Origin of the sequence: Curtobacterium pusillum, assembly GCF_013359865.1 — a bacterium.
GTDB lineage: Bacteria > Actinomycetota > Actinomycetes > Actinomycetales > Microbacteriaceae > Curtobacterium > Curtobacterium pusillum.
Map to the genome: position 1 here is coordinate 248402 of NZ_JABMCE010000084.1, position 15745 is coordinate 264146.

16 protein-coding genes and 1 pseudogene are annotated in these 15745 nt (G+C 71.7%); 10 read left to right on the plus strand and 7 right to left on the minus strand.

What is annotated here, in order from left to right:
• Window positions 1-29 precede the first annotated feature (29 nt).
• The gene (locus HP507_RS14655) at window positions 30-1022 is read left to right on the plus strand and encodes an NAD-dependent epimerase/dehydratase family protein (RefSeq protein WP_175352522.1); all 993 of its coding nucleotides are present in this window, start codon (window positions 30-32) and stop codon (window positions 1020-1022) included.
• Window positions 1023-1157: 135 nt separating this feature from the next.
• Here the strand turns inward: HP507_RS14655 and rocD are convergent, their stop codons facing one another.
• The 3 genes from rocD to HP507_RS14670 all read right to left on the minus strand — a co-directional run bounded on the left by rocD (window position 1158) and on the right by HP507_RS14670 (window position 4349).
• The gene (rocD, locus tag HP507_RS14660; RefSeq protein ID WP_175352523.1) at window positions 1158-2384 is read right to left on the minus strand and encodes an ornithine--oxo-acid transaminase; all 1227 of its coding nucleotides are present in this window, start codon (window positions 2382-2384) and stop codon (window positions 1158-1160) included.
• A complete protein-coding gene (ddaH, locus tag HP507_RS14665) occupies window positions 2384-3286 on the minus strand; it encodes a dimethylargininase (protein WP_175352524.1) in 903 nt (300 codons plus the stop codon). Before ddaH ends, rocD begins: the two co-directional genes overlap by 1 nt.
• 133 nt (window positions 3287-3419) lie before the next feature.
• The gene (locus HP507_RS14670) at window positions 3420-4349 is read right to left on the minus strand and encodes an NAD-dependent epimerase/dehydratase family protein (protein ID WP_175352525.1); all 930 of its coding nucleotides are present in this window, start codon (window positions 4347-4349) and stop codon (window positions 3420-3422) included.
• Between the two features lie 63 nt (window positions 4350-4412).
• Here HP507_RS14670 and HP507_RS14675 point away from each other — a divergent pair, with 63 nt between their 5' ends.
• From HP507_RS14675 to HP507_RS14700, 6 genes are all read left to right on the plus strand, one after another.
• Window positions 4413-5024 (plus strand): WHG domain-containing protein, encoded by a 612-nt coding sequence (locus HP507_RS14675; protein ID WP_175352526.1) that lies wholly within the window; start codon window positions 4413-4415, stop codon window positions 5022-5024.
• Window positions 5025-5065: 41 nt separating this feature from the next.
• Window positions 5066-5764, plus strand: a complete 699-nt coding sequence (locus tag HP507_RS14680) for a type 1 glutamine amidotransferase domain-containing protein (RefSeq protein ID WP_175352527.1) — start codon at window positions 5066-5068, stop codon at window positions 5762-5764.
• Window positions 5765-5854: 90 nt separating this feature from the next.
• The gene (locus HP507_RS14685) at window positions 5855-6292 is read left to right on the plus strand and encodes an Lrp/AsnC family transcriptional regulator (protein ID WP_133519653.1); all 438 of its coding nucleotides are present in this window, start codon (window positions 5855-5857) and stop codon (window positions 6290-6292) included.
• 61 nt (window positions 6293-6353) lie between these two features.
• Complete coding sequence (locus HP507_RS14690) at window positions 6354-6674, plus strand: hypothetical protein (protein WP_175352528.1); 321 nt, start codon at window positions 6354-6356, stop codon at window positions 6672-6674.
• A gap of 27 nt (window positions 6675-6701) precedes the next feature.
• Window positions 6702-7541 (plus strand): nitroreductase family protein, encoded by an 840-nt coding sequence (locus HP507_RS14695; protein ID WP_175352529.1) that lies wholly within the window; start codon window positions 6702-6704, stop codon window positions 7539-7541.
• Window positions 7542-7551: 10 nt separating this feature from the next.
• Window positions 7552-8826, plus strand: a complete 1275-nt coding sequence (locus HP507_RS14700; RefSeq protein ID WP_175352530.1) for a phosphatidylserine decarboxylase family protein — start codon at window positions 7552-7554, stop codon at window positions 8824-8826.
• A gap of 33 nt (window positions 8827-8859) precedes the next feature.
• Here HP507_RS14700 and HP507_RS14705 read toward each other — a convergent pair whose 3' ends face one another.
• Window positions 8860-9069, minus strand: coding sequence for a hypothetical protein (locus tag HP507_RS14705; RefSeq protein ID WP_175352531.1), 210 nt, complete (start codon window positions 9067-9069; stop codon window positions 8860-8862).
• A gap of 493 nt (window positions 9070-9562) precedes the next feature.
• Here HP507_RS14705 and HP507_RS14710 point away from each other — a divergent pair, with 493 nt between their 5' ends.
• Both HP507_RS14710 and HP507_RS14715 read left to right on the plus strand, forming a co-directional pair.
• Entirely contained in the window at window positions 9563-10105 is a 543-nt protein-coding gene (locus HP507_RS14710) for a dihydrofolate reductase family protein (protein WP_175352532.1), read from the plus strand.
• Between the two features lie 31 nt (window positions 10106-10136).
• On the plus strand, window positions 10137-10334 hold the full coding sequence (locus HP507_RS14715) for a hypothetical protein (protein WP_175352533.1): 198 nt from the start codon (window positions 10137-10139) through the stop codon (window positions 10332-10334).
• Between the two features lie 31 nt (window positions 10335-10365).
• Here HP507_RS14715 and HP507_RS14720 read toward each other — a convergent pair whose 3' ends face one another.
• Window positions 10366-11103, minus strand: coding sequence for a tyrosine-protein phosphatase (locus HP507_RS14720; RefSeq protein WP_175352534.1), 738 nt, complete (start codon window positions 11101-11103; stop codon window positions 10366-10368).
• Window positions 11096-14668 carry a proline dehydrogenase family protein gene (locus HP507_RS14725; RefSeq protein ID WP_175352535.1) on the minus strand — a complete coding sequence of 1191 codons (3573 nt, stop codon included), beginning with the start codon at window positions 14666-14668 and terminating at the stop codon, window positions 11096-11098. Before HP507_RS14725 ends, HP507_RS14720 begins: the two co-directional genes overlap by 8 nt.
• Before the next feature lie 117 nt (window positions 14669-14785).
• On the opposite strand from HP507_RS14725, the gene HP507_RS14730 reads away from it, so the two are divergent.
• Complete coding sequence (locus tag HP507_RS14730; protein WP_175352536.1) at window positions 14786-15268, plus strand: MarR family winged helix-turn-helix transcriptional regulator; 483 nt, start codon at window positions 14786-14788, stop codon at window positions 15266-15268.
• Between the two features lie 28 nt (window positions 15269-15296).
• Here the strand turns inward: HP507_RS14730 and HP507_RS14735 are convergent.
• Window positions 15297-15745 (minus strand): annotated as a pseudogene (locus HP507_RS14735) (hypothetical protein); the annotation flags it as partial.

The window sequence follows — 15745 nt, forward strand, 5'->3', positions numbered from 1 at the left end:
GGTGCGCCGCCGGGAGCGAAGGAGCATCCATGTCGGGACCGAGCGTGCTGTTCATCGGCGGCAGCGGGGTCATCAGCGCCGCCTGCGTCCGCGAAGCCGTCGAACAGGGGGTCGACGTGACGGTGCTCAACCGGGGCACCACCGGGGGCAGGCCGATCCCGGAGAGCGTGACGCGCCTCCAGGCCGACGTCTCGGACCGCAGCGCACTGGCGGACGTCCTCGGCGACCGCCGGTTCGACGTCGTCGTCAACTGGATCGCCTTCACACCGGACCAGGTGCAGGCCGACGTCGAGTTCTTCGCCGGGCGGACCCGGCAGTACGTCTTCATCTCGTCGGCCTCGGCGTACCAGACCCCGGCCACGCATCTGCCGATCACCGAGTCGACGCCGCTGAAGAACCCGTACTGGCAGTACTCGCGCGACAAGATCGCCTGCGAGGAACTCCTGATGACGGCGTACCGGGAGCAGGACTTCCCGGTGACGATCGTGCGGCCGTCGCACACCTACGACGAGACGAAGCTGCCGCTCACCGGCGGGTGGACGGCGGTTGGCCGGATGCGCGCGGGGAAGCCGATCATCATCACCGGCGACGGGTCCTCGCTCTGGACGATCACGCACAGCCGCGACTTCGCGGTCGGGTTCACCGGGCTGCTCGACCGCGCCGAGGCAATCGGCGAGGCGTTCACGATCACGAGCGACGAGGCGCCGACGTGGAACGCCATCGCGCAGGAGATCGCCGCGGCCGCCGGCGTCGAGGACCTGCAGATCGTGCACGTCCCGGCGGACGCGATCGCGGCCGTCGATGCGGACTGGGGTGCCGCGCTGCTCGGCGACAAGGCGAACAGCTCGGTGTTCGACAACAGCAAGGTGCGGTCGCTCGTGCCCTGGTACCGGGCGCGGACACCGTACCGGCAGGGTGTGCGGGAGGTGATCGCCTGGTACGAGTCACACCCGGAGGCGCAGGTGGTCGACGAGCGCCTGGACGCCCTGATGGACGAGCTGGCGGAGCGCTGGCAGGTCTGAGCCGGGCGGGGCCGGGCCGGGCGCCGCCGGGCCCCGCCGGGCGGAGCCGGACCCCGCCGGGTGCAAGACACCGGTGTTCGCGCTCCGCACCGCGGGATGCGGGGGTTCGACGCGCGAACACCGGTGTTTTGCGGATCAGGCGCTGCGGGCGTGCAGGACGTCGCCGAGGGCGCCGATCGCGAGTCGGATCTCGTCGTCGGTCACGACGAGCGGCGGCGCGAACCGGATCGTCGACCCGTGGGTGTCCTTCACGAGCACCCCGCGGTCGGCCAGGTCCTGCGAGATCTGCTTGCCGGTGCCGAGCGCGGGGTCGATGTCGATCCCGGCCCAGAGACCCGCGACACGGTGCGCCACGACACCCTGCCCGACGAGGTCGTCGAGGAGTCCGCGCAACAGCGGTTCGCCGTCGAGCGCCCGCCGCTGGAACGTGCCCTCGCCGAGCATCGCCACGACCTCGGAACCGACGGCCGCCGCGAGCGGGTTGCCCCCGAACGTGGAGCCGTGCTCGCCGGGGCGCAGGACCCCGAGGACCTCGCGGGAGCCGACGACCGCCGACACCGGGACGATCCCTCCGCCGAGCGCCTTGCCGAGCGTGATGAGGTCGGGGCGGACACCCACCCGCGAGACCGCCAGGGTGTGCCCGGTCCGCCCGAGTCCGGACTGGATCTCATCGGCGACGAACAGCGCACCGAACTCGTCGCAGACGTCACGGACGGCGGGCAGGTACGACGCCGGTGGGATGACGACACCGCCCTCGCCCTGGATCGGCTCGAGCAGCACGGCGACGACGGTCTCGTCCATCGCCTCGCGCAGGGCGTCGGCGTCGCCGTACGGCACCGTCCGGAACCCGGGCGTGTACGGCCCGAAGTCGTCGTGCGCCGCCGGGTCGTCCGAGAACGACACGATCGTGGTGGTGCGTCCGTGGAAGTTCCCGAACGCGACGATGATCGTCGCCTGCCCCGCCGGGACCCCCTTCACCCGGTAGCCCCAGGCGCGCGACACCTTGATCGCGGACTCGACGGCCTCGGCCCCGGTGTTCATCGGGAGGACCATGTCCGTTCCCGTGAGCGAGGCGAGCCCGGCCGCGAACGGCCCGAGCTGGTCGTTGACGAAGGCCCGCGAGGTCAGCGTGACCCGGTCGAGCTGGGCCCGGGCCGCCGCGAGCAACCGCGGGTTGCCGTGCCCGAAGTTGACCGCCGAGTACGCGGCGAGGCCGTCCAGGTACGTCCGACCGTCGACGTCGGTGACGGTCGCCCCGGAGCCCGACGCGATGACGACCGGCAGCGGGCTGTAGTTGTGGGCGAGCGAGCGCTCCTCGACGGCGAGCGCTGCGGCCGTGTTGGTGCCCAGCGCCGTCGACATCAGGAGACCCCGAGCGACCGTGCGACGGACGTACCGGTGCCGACCGGGTGCAGGTCGAGCGTGCAGCACTTCACGCCGCCGCCGCCCAGCAGGAGCTCGGACAGGTCGACACCGATCGGGTTGTAGCCCTTCTCCTTGAGCTGCTCCGCGAAGGTGGTCGCGCGGGAGGCGATCACGACGTTGTACCCGTCGGAGTAGGAGTTCAGGCCGAGGATCGCGGCGTCCTCCTCGGTGGCGATGATCGCGTCGGGGAAGCGCTCGCGCAGGATGGCCAGCGAGGGCTCGTCGAAGGCGCTCTCGAGGTAGGCGATGTTGCTCGTTCCGTCAGCGGCGGGCTCGGGGTCGAGCACGGCGATCGCGGTGTCGAGGTGGTAGAAGTTCGGGTTGATCAGCTTGAGCGTGACGACCTCGCGCCCATAGATCCTGGCGAGCTCCTCGTGCGAGGTGCTGTCCGAACGGAAGCCGGTGCCCGCGAAGATCGTGTCGCCGACCAGCAGGAAGTCGCCCTCGCCCTCGTTCGTCTCCTCGGGCTCCGCGACGGTCAGGCCGGCGGAACGGAACCAGTCCATGTACGCCGGACCCTCGGGCTGGCGTTCGGGGTACTGGAACTTGGCGCCGTACGCGACACCGTCGAGCACGAAGCCGCCGTTGGCCGCGTAGACCATGTCCGGCAGGCCCTCGACCGGCTCGATGTACTGGATGTCGAAGCCGAGCTGCTCGTAGACGTCGACGAGCGACTGCCACTGCTGGACTGCCTTCGACGTGTCGGTCGGGTCCTCGGGGTGCATCCACGGGTTGATCCGGTAGCTGACCGTGTAGTGCGTCGGCTTGCACATGAGGATCGAGCGCTTCGTGGCCGTACGGGCCGGCGCGGTGAGTGAATCGGGTGCGGTGTTCGACATCAGTCCTCCTGGAGGGACCGGGGCCCGAGCCTGCCAGGAACCACCACGGGGAAGAGCTCCGGCGAGATGCAGGCTCACTCGCCGCAGCGGACCAGGTCGACGCCACGACGATCCTCGCACAGACTTCGTGCTTTCAGGTGGTGGCTTCCCTGCGGATGGCGTCGAGTCCCGCGCGGTAGGTGGTCACGTCGAACTCGGGGAACCGCGTCCGGAACGCGGAGGAGTCGAACCGGTTGTCGTGCGCGTAGCGCGGGAGCAGCTCCCGGAGCTCGCGCACCTGTGCGGAGACGACACCAGCCGCGGTCAGCGCCCAGCGGGGAGTGACGGTGTACTCGCCGTCGCGGCCGAACGTCTCGCTCGCCGTGGTGACGAACTCCCGGTAGGTCGGCCGGTCCTCGTCGACGGGCAGGTGCCAGGTCTGCCCGTAGGCGTCCGGCGTGTTCCCGAGGACTGCGAGTGCTCGGCTGGCGTCCGGGGTCCAGATCAGCGTGCGGAGCCGGTCGTCCCGGACCGGTACGCGGGGCTTCTTGCCGGCCTTGAGGCGGTCGATGATCAGGGTGTTCGTGATGCTCTGCGTCCGTCCGGGTCCGTAGAACTCCGGCGCCCGACCGATGAGGACCGGGATCTCCCCCCGTGCCATCTCGTCGAGCACCATGGACGCCATCGCCGCTCGGACCCTGCCCTTCGGGCCGACCGGCTCGAACGGGGTCTGCTCGGTCTGGAGACGATCGTCCTGCGGGTACATGTAGGTGTTGTCGAAGTACGCGAACTTCGCACCGGCGGTCCGGGCAGCATCCAGGGCGTTCTGCAGCATCGCGGGGAACTGCTGCTCCCAGAGCTTCGTGTTCGCCGGCAGGCCCGCGGTGAAGTAGACGATGCTGCTGCCGTCGACCGCGGCGGCGGTCTGCCGTGCATCGAGGAGATCGGCCCGCGCCAGAGTGTCGGAGTCGTTGACCCTGCGCGGGTTGCGGCTCACGAGCCGCACGTCGGCCCCGTACTCCCGGTCGAGCTCCCGCGCGAGCTCGACCGCGATCTGTCCGTTCGCTCCCAGTACCGTCTGCATGCTCGACGCTCACCCTTCGGTATGTTTACACTGCTCACACAAGGGTAGGAGGTCATGTTGACAGTGTCAACATCAGCGGATCGGTACCACCACGGAGATCTTCGAGCAGCGCTCCTCGCCGCAGCCGTCGAGACCCTCGAGGCCGGCGAGACGTTCTCCCTGCGCGCGGTCGCCCGGCGTGCGGGCGTCTCCGCCACCGCGCCGTACCGCCATTTCCCGGACCGTCGAGCACTCGATTCCGCCGTGGCGGTCGCGGGCTTCCAGGATCTCCGCTCCGACCTCGTCGACGCACTGGGCGCCCTGCCGGGTTCGTCCGCGCCCGTCGAGGTGATCGCCACGCTCGGGACGGCCTACGTCGAGTTCGCGCTGCGCCGACCGGCGGTGTTCCGCCTCATGTTCGGCAACGAGTGCGACGACGCCGACAGTGAGCGCGTGCAGGCCGCCGAGGAGTTGCACGACCTGCTGCACCGGGTCCTCGAGCGCCTGTTCCCCGGCACCGCGGTGTCGGACTTGTCGACCGCACTGTGGAGCACGGCGCACGGCCTGGCGTTCCTCCACCTGGACGGCAAGCTCCGCCCCGAGCCCCTGAGCGAGGTCACCGACCGGGTACGCGCATCGGTGGTCGCGATCTTCGGCCTCGGTGCTGCCGCTGCGGCGTCACCGGCTCACGAGTAGTCACCCATCCGCACGACGGACACCAGCCCAGGAGCCACACCATGCCCAAGCGCATCCTCCACGTCGTCACCAACGTCGGCCAGTACGACGACCCGTCCCACCCCACCGGTCTGTGGCTGTCGGAACTCACCCATGCCTGGGACGTGTTCCGACGGCACGGCTTCGAGCAGACGATCGTCAGCCCGCAGGGCGGCGCATCACCGCTGGAACCGCGGTCGCTGCGGTTCCCCACCTACGACAGGACCGCGAAGGTCTGGCGCGCCGACCCCGCCCGAATGGCACTGCTGGAGCACACCGCCAGCCCGGACCAGATCGACTCCGCCGAGTACGACGCCATCTCCTTCACCGGCGGCCACGCGGTCATGTACGACTTCCCCGACAGCGAGGGCCTGCAACGCATCACCCGGGAGATCTGGGAACGCGGCGGCATCGTCTCCTCCGTCTGCCACGGCTACTGCGGGCTCCTCAACACCACCCTCTCCGACGGGTCCCTCCTCGTCGCCGGCCGCCGCGTCACCGGATTCGCCTGGCAGGAAGAAGTCCTCGCACGCGTCGACAAGCTGGTGCCCTACAACGCCGAGGAAGCGATGAAGAGCCGCGGGGCCCGGTACGAGAAGGCCACGCTCCCGTTCGTCTCCCACGCCGTCGTCGACGGCAACCTCGTCACCGGCCAGAACCCCGGCTCCGCGAAGGAAACCGCCGAGAAGGTCGCCGCGCTCCTGGAGGCCCGGCCCGAGTGATCACGGCGAGGACTGGCACCCGTTCGGGTGACGCACGTTTCGTGCGTGGAAGCCACCGGCCGTGCAACAAGTCCGCGTAGCATGGGTTCAATGGATTCGCTCGACCACCGCATCCTCGACCAGCTCCGGGAGAACGCCCGCGCCGGCTACGGCGACATCGGGTCCGTGGTCGGACTCTCGGCCTCCGCCGTGAAGCGCCGCGTCGACCGGCTCGTCGGTGACGGGGTCATCCAGGGGTTCACGATCAAGGTCGACCCGGCCGTCGAGGACCGCGGCACCGAGGCGTGGGTGGAGCTCTACTGCCGCGGCACGGTCTCCCCCGACGAACTCCGCTCCCTGCTCGACACCGTGCCCGAGGTCATCGACGCCGGCACCGTCACCGGCAGCGCGGACGCCGTGGTGCACATGCGCTCGAAGGACCTGTCGGCACTCGAGGAAGCGCTCGACAGGGTCCGTCTGGCACCCCAGGTGGACCACACCCGGTCGGCGATCGTGCTCTCCAAGCTCGTCAGTCGCGAGACCGCGTAACGTCCCACGCATGGGACGGAAGACGACAGCCTGGAGGCGCGGCGTGCCTCCAGGACGGTCCGTGACGGCCCGTCACCTGGTCACCGCTGCGTCCGCCGCGTACCTCGCGAACTGCCTGTGGGGCACGGCCGTGGCCGTGCGCCTCATCCGCACGAAGAAGCTCCGGGTCGTGCACCACGGCCTGTTCGTCGTGACCGCCGCGGTCACCGGCGTCGCCGCGTCCACACCCGTGTGGACGCGGGACCGGTCCGCGCTGTTCCTGCTGCCCGCGCTCGTGCCGTTGGCGGTGGCTCCACGCACGAACCCGCGGTCCGGAGCACACTGGAGAGTCGCGGTCGCCGCCGCACCGTCCTACCTGGGGGCGATGCTCGCGAGGCGTTGACCGCGACGACGAGACACGAGGGAAGCAGTGGAGCTCTTCGAAGCGATCCGACGGCGGCGCACGACCAACGGGGCGTTCCTGCCCGACCCGGTCTCCGAGGAGCACCAGCGGCTGCTCATGGAGCTCGCCGGACGGGCGCCGTCGCAGCTCAACAGCCAGCCGTGGCGGTTCGTCCTGGTCGAGGAGCGCCCGACGATCGAACGGGTCGCCGAGATCAGCGGCTCGTCGATGACCCGGACGATGGCCGAGGGGACGTTCTTCGAGCGGTACAAGCCGTACTTCCGGTTCTCGCCGGCCGAGATGGACCAGCGGCGCGACGGGATGCTGTTCGACAAGCTCCCCAGACCGCTCAAGCCCTTCACGAAGCAGGTGTTCACCAAGCGCGGGCAGCTCCTCATGAACACGCTGCGGGTGCCGCAGACGCTCGGCGAGGAGAACCGGAAGCTCGTGGCCGGATCGCCGCTGCTGCTCGGGGTGATGCTCGACCGGCACGAGTACCGGAAGGAGGAGCTGTCCGGCTTCTACTCCGTGTTCAGCATGGGAGCCGCGATGGAGAACATCTGGCTCGCCACCACGGAGCTCGGGCTCGGCATCCAGTTCGTGTCGTTCCCGATGGAGACCCCTGGCGCATGGGAGGAGATCGAGGGTCTGCTGCGGGTGCCGGAGTCGCTCGAGCTGATGGCCGTGTACCGCATCGGGTACCTGCCGCCCGAGCGCCGGCGTCCCGCGATCGACTGGACCTCGAGCGAGCGGAAGCGGCCGTCGCAGTACGTGTTCCGCGGGACCTGCGACACGCCGCAGCAGGGATGGGACGACGCGCCGGTGGCCGGCGCTGCCGCTGGGACCGCACCGACGGGGACTGGGTAGCCTCCGAGGAGTGACACGAGCATCGCAGCAGGACGTCCGCCGCCGCGCCGGGTGGCTCCCCGCCGACCAGGAAGGGCTCGAGGCCTGGCTCCGGGGACGACGGGAACGCATCGCCGACCGTGACCCGGACCGCGTCCTGCACCCGGCGGTCGCCGCCTTCCGCGACCTCGTCGACGGCGACCCCGTCCTGCGCATGCACGCGAACGAGATGGTCGCGCAGGTCCCCTCCGGCCGCGAGTACCAGGAGCGACACGTCGAGAGCTTCGACGAGCTGCTGGTCCTGATCGACGAGGTCGTCACCACCGCGCCCGAGTACAGCGAGGACCAGATGGTGATGACGCCGCTCGACGGCGTGCTCGACTGGACGAAGGCGACGCCGGCGGGCTTCGCGTTCTACCGGGACCCTCGGGTGAACGACGCGCTGCGCGGGGTCCTCGACGCGTGGAGCCACTTCCTGTCGAGCGGGAAGTCGCTCGCGGTCCTCACCGACGCGCCCTCCGGGTGGCGGAGCGACGCCGCGCGCCGAGCCGTGGGGATGGACCAGTTCCTGCACGACCCGGACGACGAGCACTGGGGCTTCGCGTCCTGGAACGACTTCTTCACGCGGCACTTCCGCGACGGCGAGCGTCCGGTCGCGTCCGCCGACGACACGGCCGTGATCGTCAGCCCCTGCGAAGCGACGCCGTACCGGATCGCGAGCCGGGTGCACCGACGGGACGAGTTCTGGGCGAAGGCGGAGCCGTACTCGGTCGAGGAGCTGCTCGCCGGCGACGAGTCCGTCGACGCCTTCGTGGACGGCACCGTGTGGCAGGCGTTCCTGAGCGCCCTCGACTACCACCGCTGGCACAGCCCGGTGGCCGGACGGATCGTCCGCGCCTGGGTCCAGCCGGGGACGTACTTCTCCGAGGCCGACGCGCAGGGCAGCGACGCGGCGGAACCGACGCTGTCCCAGGGGTACCTGGCGCACGTGGCGACGCGGGCGGTGTTCGTGATCGACGCGGACGACCCGGCGATCGGGCTCGTCGCGGTCGTGTTCATCGGCATGTCCGACGTGTCCTCGTGCGTGATCGGCGAAGGGCTGGGGGCCGGGGCGCGGGTCGGCAAGGGCGACGAGCTCGGGTACTTCCAGTTCGGCGGCTCGACGGTCTGCGTGCTGTTCGGGCCGGGTGTCGTCGAGTCGTTCTCCCTCGAGGCGGTCCCGCAGGCGCCGGACGAGGAGCCGACGCCCCTGCATGTGCGGGCGCACCTGGCCACGGCCCGTCGGAGCGAGGAGCAGCCCGGCTGAGCGGTCCCCGCATCGGTGGCGGCGGGACCGGGTTCAGTCGCGCGGCGCCCGCGCCGCCCGGCGGAACTGCACGAGGGCCACGACGATCGAGAGCACGACGAGCACACCGCCGGCACCGACCCAGACGGGTGCCCGGTGCCCCGGCACCTCGGCCACGGTGAGCCCCAGGACCACGAGCACCAGGCACGTCGACGCCACCACGACCGATGCCCACGCGACGACGAGACGGTCCAGCCGCGGCACCTCCCGGGGCGAACCGGAACATCTGCAGGACGCCCCCGAGCGCTCCGGTCGCGACGCCGATCGACGCTCCCAGCGCAAGGCTCGCGAGCGCGACGACGACCGCGGTCGTCACCCCCGTCACGACCCGGGCGACGTGGAACCGCCATGACGCGGCGAGGGTCTGTTCCTCGTACGCCCACCGCCCCGTGACCAGGAGCGTGATCGCACCGGCGGCGACGACCACGCCCGCGGCGACGCCGACGACGAGTGCCAGCCGACCGCCGAACAGCACGCCTGCGACGACGAAGAGCACCGCCAGGGCGAAGGCGAGCGCCGGGAGCGTCCAGACCTCGCGCCGCCGGGTCGGGGTCTGCAGGATCCAGCCGGGCGGCGGTGTCGGCATCGCCGCGCCCTCCTCTCGGGTCTCCACGGCTCCATCATGCTCGTCGGGCGGTCCAGGGGCGCGCCCCCGGGTCGGCGGGCAGTGTCGGGGGTCGGCGGTACCGTCCGGCGCATGAGCACGACCTACTACGTCGCATCCTCCCTCGACGGATTCGTCGCGGCGCCCGGTGACGACCTCGACTGGCTGCTGCGCTTCGGGTTCGAGCCGTTCCAGGAGCACTACGACCGGTTCTTCGCCGGCGTCGGCGCGATCGTCATGGGCTCGACCACGTACGAGTGGCTGCTCGCCCACGAGGACACGTGGGCGTACCCGGACCTGCCGACGTGGGTGTTCACGTCGCGCGAGCTCCCTGTGCCCGACGGAGCCGAGGTGCACTTCGTCTCCGGTGCTGTCGCGGAGCACCAGGCGGTCGTCGAGCGTGCCGCCGGTGAGCGCGACGTGTGGGTCGTCGGCGGCGGCCTGCTCGCGGCGCAGTACCAGCAGGCGGGTCTGCTCGACGAGCTCCGCGTCACGGTGATGCCGGTCGCGCTCGGGGCCGGCGCACCCCTGCTGCCGGTGGCCGCCCCGACGCCGGTGTTCGAACTGGTGGGGACGACGCCCTTCGCCGGCGGAGCGGTCGAGCTGCACTACCGTTCGACCGGCTCACGGGACTGACACCCACCGTCAGCCGGGTAGCGTCCGCGTCATGAGCGATCACGAACAGACCGAGCCCGTCATGGACGGTGCCACGGACGCCACGAACCACGAGAAGCTGCACGGCCTCATCGAGCAGGTCGACGAGGACCACCGTGGCGAAGGGGCCGGCGCCATGGCCGACGAGCTGCGCGACCGGATGGACGAGACGGGGGTCGAGGACGAGGAAGCCGGGGACGTCGAGGACTGACCGCAGAAGGGCACGGCCGGCGAAGCGCTGCTCAGGCGACGGCCGCGCGGAACGTGCGCAGCGCCTCCAGGTCGGCGGTGTCGAGACCCGATCGCTCGACGAACCGGTCCACGTCCAAGCCGTCGACCACCGCGCGGAACGCGTCCTCCACCGTGGTGCCGTGCTCCGCGCACAGCGCCTCGATCCTGTCCTCGTTCGCCGGGACGCCGATCGACGCCAGCAGAGCCGGGGCGTTGCCGACCGTGGCGAGGTAGTCGGCGACGATCGCCTCGGGTTCGACCCCGGCGATCGTGAGCAGCGCCAGGGCGACGATGCCCGTGCGGTCCCGGCCGCCGGCGCAGTGGAACAGGACACCGCCGGGTTCGGCGCGGGCGATCGCCCGGAGCGCTTCGCCGGTGCGTTCGGGCAACTCGGCGAGGTGTGGGCCGTAGTAGAGCGGGGTGCCGACGAGACCGGTCTCCCAGTACGCCTCCCAGAAGGACGGCGCCACGTCGAGACCGTCGTGGTCGACCACGACGGTCGTGAGCCACTCCGGACGGACCCCGGTGTCCCTCGCGGTCTCGGACGGAGCGCGCAGGTCGACGACCGTGCGGATGCCCGCGTCGTGCAGCGCGTCCCATCCCGCGGCCGTCAGGCGGTCCACGCCCTCCGAACGGAACACCCGACCGGTCGGGGTCGTCGAGCCGTTCCGGAGCCGCAGGCCACCGAGGTCACGTCCGTTGTACAGACCGTCGGCGCGGAGTGTGCGCTCGTCGCGGGCGTCAGACATGCAGTTCCGAGAAGTCCGGGTCGAGGTCGCCGAAGCGGTGCGCCGTGATCGACACCGACTGTTCCCGCAGGAAGGGCAGCATCTCGATGATCCCGGCCTCGACCACGGGGCCGTCGTGGATGGCGACGTCGACGCTCGCACCGAGCGCTTCCTCGAGCGCGAGGGGATCGCCCCCGATCAGGCGGATCCGGGCACCCGGGCCACCGAACGCCGTGTGCGCCGGACGGTCCTGCCCCTGCGACAGCACTTCCTCGAGCGCGTCCTGCGGTTCGTCGTCGCCGGAGGACCACTCCTGCCGGAACACGTCCCCGGAGGCCGCACGGCGGAGGAACTCCTCGTCCGACTCGACCAGGTGGTCGACGACGTGGAGCGGCGAACGGCTGGACGCCAGCAGCTGCGTGAGGGGTCCGGGCAGCGGCCGGGCGCTGCTCAGCAGGAGGTGCGCGCGGGCAGCGGTCGCGGCGACGAGCACGCGGACGAGGTCACCCGTCCAGGCACCCTCGGCCTGGCGGACGATCACGGACTGCGGTCGCCAGCGCAGCACGTTCCGCTGGACCACGAGTCCCGAAGGGTCGTGCGAGACACCGAACTCGGCCTCCCGCGCGCGGACGTCGCTCAGCGCACCGGCACGGACCTGGTCGAACTCCTCGAAGGACAACCCGCTGCGGGCGGCCTCGATCACGGCGGTCACCCGCGGCGGCAACCCGTGCAACTGGATGCTCTTGTGGACGGTCCGGGGCAGCGGTTCCCATCGACCGAGCGTCGCGACGTACATCGGGCCACCGGCCTTCGTGCCGGTACCGACGGCCGAGCGCTTCCAACCACCGAACGGCTGGCGGCGGACGATCGCGCCCGTGATGCCCCGGTTGACGTACAGGTTGCCGGCCTGGACCCCGGCGATCCAGTCGGCGACCTCGTCGGCGTCGAGCGAGTGGATGCCGGCGGTCAGGCCGTAGTCGGTGCCGTTCTGGATCGCGAGCGCCTGGTCGAGGGTCTCGGCGCGCGTGATGCCGAGCACCGGACCGAAGTACTCGGTCTGGTGGAAGTCGCTCCCGGGACGGACGCCGTCGCGGATGCCCGGGGACCACAGTCGGCCGGAGTCGTCGAGCGGCACCGGCTGCACGAGCCAGGACTCCCCCGGGCCGAGCTCGGTCAGGCCGGCGCGGAGCTTGCCCTGCGGCTCGGTGATCACCGGACCCATCTGCGCCGTCGGGTCGTCCGGCCAGGCCACCCGGAGTGTGCGGGTCGCGTCGACGAGCTGTCGGCGGAACCGTTCGCTCTCGCCCACCGACCCGACCAGGATCACCAGCGACGCCGCAGAGCACTTCTGGCCGGCGTGCCCGAACGCGGACTGGACGATGTCCTGCACGGCGAGGTCCAGGTCGGCGCTGGGCGTGACGACGATCGCGTTCTTGCCGCTCGTCTCCGCCGTCAGGGGCAGGCCGGCGCGCCACCAGCGGAAGGAGCGGGCCGTGTCGGCCGAGCCGGTGAGGATGATGCGGTCGACGGCCGGGTGCGCGATGAGGTCGCGGCCGAGCTCGTTCTCGTCGAGGTCGACGAGCTGGAGCAGGGAGTGCGGGACCCCGGCGTCCCAGAGCACGTCGGCGAGCAGTGCACCGCAGCGCTTCGCCTCCGGAGCGGGCTTGAGGACGACCCCGCTGCCCGCCGCGAGCGCCGCCAGCACGCCGCCGGCGGGGATCGCCACGGGGAAGTTCCAGGGCGGCACCACGACGGTCAGGCGCGGCGGCACGTACCGGGCGCCGTCGCCGTCGAGCGTGGCCAGACGCCGGGCGCTCTCGGCGTAGTGGTGCGCGGAGTCGATCGCCTCGCTGACCTCGGTGTCCGCCTCGCCCAGGGTCTTGCCGGTCTCCGCCGCCATCACCTCGATGAGGTCGGCGCGACGGGTCTCGAGTTCGTGGGCGATGAGGTCGAGGAGTTCGGCGCGGTCGGACGGGTCCTGACGCCCCCAGTTCACGCCGGCCTGAGCGGTGCGGGCGACGATGCGTTCCAGCGTCGAGCGGTCGGAGACCTTCGCCCCCCGGATCGTCTGCGCACCGAGCTGCGAGCGTGGCACCCGGCGGAGGACGTCCAGCGCCCACGAGCGGTTCGCGGCGATCGCGGGGTCGGTGTCGGGGACGTTCTCGAAGCCGTCCCGGTGCGCGGGCTCCCCGGTCGGTCGCCGGCGGTCCTGCGTCCGGTGCGTCGGGGGCACGGGGTCGTCGAGCGCGTCGATCGAGGCGAGCCACCGCCCGCGCTCCCGCTCGAACACGCTCTCGTCGTGGTCGATGTCGGCCGCGCTCGCGATGAAGTTCTCGGGGCTGGCGCTCTCCTGCAGGCGTCGGGCGAGGTACGCGATGGCGGAGTCGAACTGGTCGGGCTGCACGACGGGCGTGTAGAGGAGGACCTGCCCGACGTCGGCACGGACGGCGTCGGCGTGCGTGGAGGCCATGCCGAGCAGCATCTCGACGTCGACCCCGTCGGTGACCCCGCGGCGCCGGGCCAGGGTCCATGCGGTCGCGAGGTCGAACAGGTTGTGGCCCGCGACCCCGATCCGCACCGCGTCGATCCGCTCCGGCGTGAGAGCGCTGTCGAGCATCCGGAGGTACGCGGTGTCGGTCTCGCGCTTGGAGTCCCAGGTGGCGAGCGGCCACTCGTGCAGGATCGCGTCGACCCGCTCCATCGCGAGGTTCGCACCCTTGACGAGTCGGACCTTGATCGGCGCGCCGCCACGGGCCCGCCGCTGCGTCGCCCAGTCCGTGAGATCGTCCAACGCGCCGGCGGCGTCGGGCAGGTAGGCCTGCAGGACGATGCCGGCTTCGAGCCCGAGGAACTCGTCGCGGTCGAGGAGGGCCCGGAAGACGGCGAGGGAGACGTCGAGGTCGCGGTACTCCTCCATGTCGAGGTTGATGAACTTCGCCCGGCCACCGGTGCCCGCGGACGCAGCGAGCCGGTACAGCGGCACGAGTCGGTCCACCACCCGCTCGACGGTCTGGTCGAACGCCCACATCGACATCTGCGGGACGACCGAGCTCACCTTGATCGACACGTAGTCCACGTCGTCCCGCGCGAGCAGGTCCATGGTCCCCTGCAGTCGCCGATCGCTCTCCGCGCTGCCGAGCACCGCCTCGCCGAGCAGGTTCACGTTCAGCCGGGTGCCCGGACCGCCGACCTTCGCCAGCGCCGGCCCGAGCTTCGCCGGGGTGGCGTCGATGACGAGGTGACCGGTCATCCGGCGCAGGATCCGGCGCGCGGTGGGGACGACCGCCCACGGCGCCATGGTGGCGAAACCGCCGCCGAGCGTCACCGCGCCGCGGAGGTACCAGGCGAGGAACTCGGGGACGTCGTGGCTGACCTTCTCGAGGTTCTGCGCCGCGACGCGTGGGTCCTCGGGGCGGATGACCTTGTCCACGAACCCGCGCGTGAAGTCGAGACCGTGCTCGTCGCGGAGGACGTCGGCCAACCGGGCGGCACCAGCGTCCGGCTTCGCCCCGGCGGACGCCGCCAGCCACCGCCGCACGAGTGCGACGGCGTCGTCGGTGCAGTCCTGCAGTCGGGCGCTCGGCATGCACCGATCGTATGCCGGACCACCGACCGCACCTCGGAGCGGGCCGAGTGCGTCCTCTGAGTCATCCGGACGGATGATCGTGGCGGCGATCGGACCGGAGGTCGATACGCTGGCGCCATGTCGAACGAGGGGGCCGCGGGCCATGACTGGGCCACGTGGGACGCGTACCACGACGTCTGGCGGCGGCTCGACCGGGCGCTCGACCAGGCCGTGCAGCAGGGGGCCGGGATCTCGATCCCGGAGTTCGAGATCCTCATCGCACTCCACCGTGACCCGGAGCACCGGCTGCGGGTGCGCGACATCGCGTCGGGCATCGGGTGGGAGAAGTCGCGCGTCAGCCACCAGGTGACGCGCATGGTCGCGCGCGGCCTGGTCGAGCGCGCGGACTGCCCGACCGACGGCCGCGGCAGTTGGGTGGTGATGACCCCGGACGGCCGTCGCGCGGTGCTCGCCGGTGTCCGTGCGCACACCGGCGCGCTCGAGCACCTGTTCTGGAGGCCCGTGGGGACCGACGCCGAGGCGCTGCGGTCCGTCAGCGCTCGCCTCGACGCGGCGATCGGCCCCGACCCCGAGATCGCGGCCGAGGCCGACGACCACTGACCGGATCACCCGGTCCGGCCACCGCCGGTCAGAGCGCGACCGACGCCAGGGCCCGCCGCTCTCCGTGCAGCCGGACCTCGACCGATGCGATCGAGGCGAGCGGCACGTCCGTCGCTGCGGCGAGCCCCTCGGCCCGACGGCCGGAGGCGCTCCACGACGCCACGGTCGCGTCGGTGCCGTCCTTCCGCACCACCACGAGGTCGTACAGGACGGCGCTGCCCGTGCCCCAGTCCCGGCCGCCGTACTCGCAGCCCCAGTCGAACCGGGTCCCCCACGCCGTGCCGGTGACGTCGAGGTCGACCGTGAGGCCTGAGCCCGACGACATCGCGTAGCGCTCCGCGGCCCGCGGCACCGACGACGCGACGGGCGGAACGGACGGCGAGACCGGGGCGTCCGCGCCGGTCCCCACCGCGACCCCGCCGAGCACGGCTGCGACGACCGCGAGCCCCGCGGTGGCCGCGACCAGGACCCGGCGAC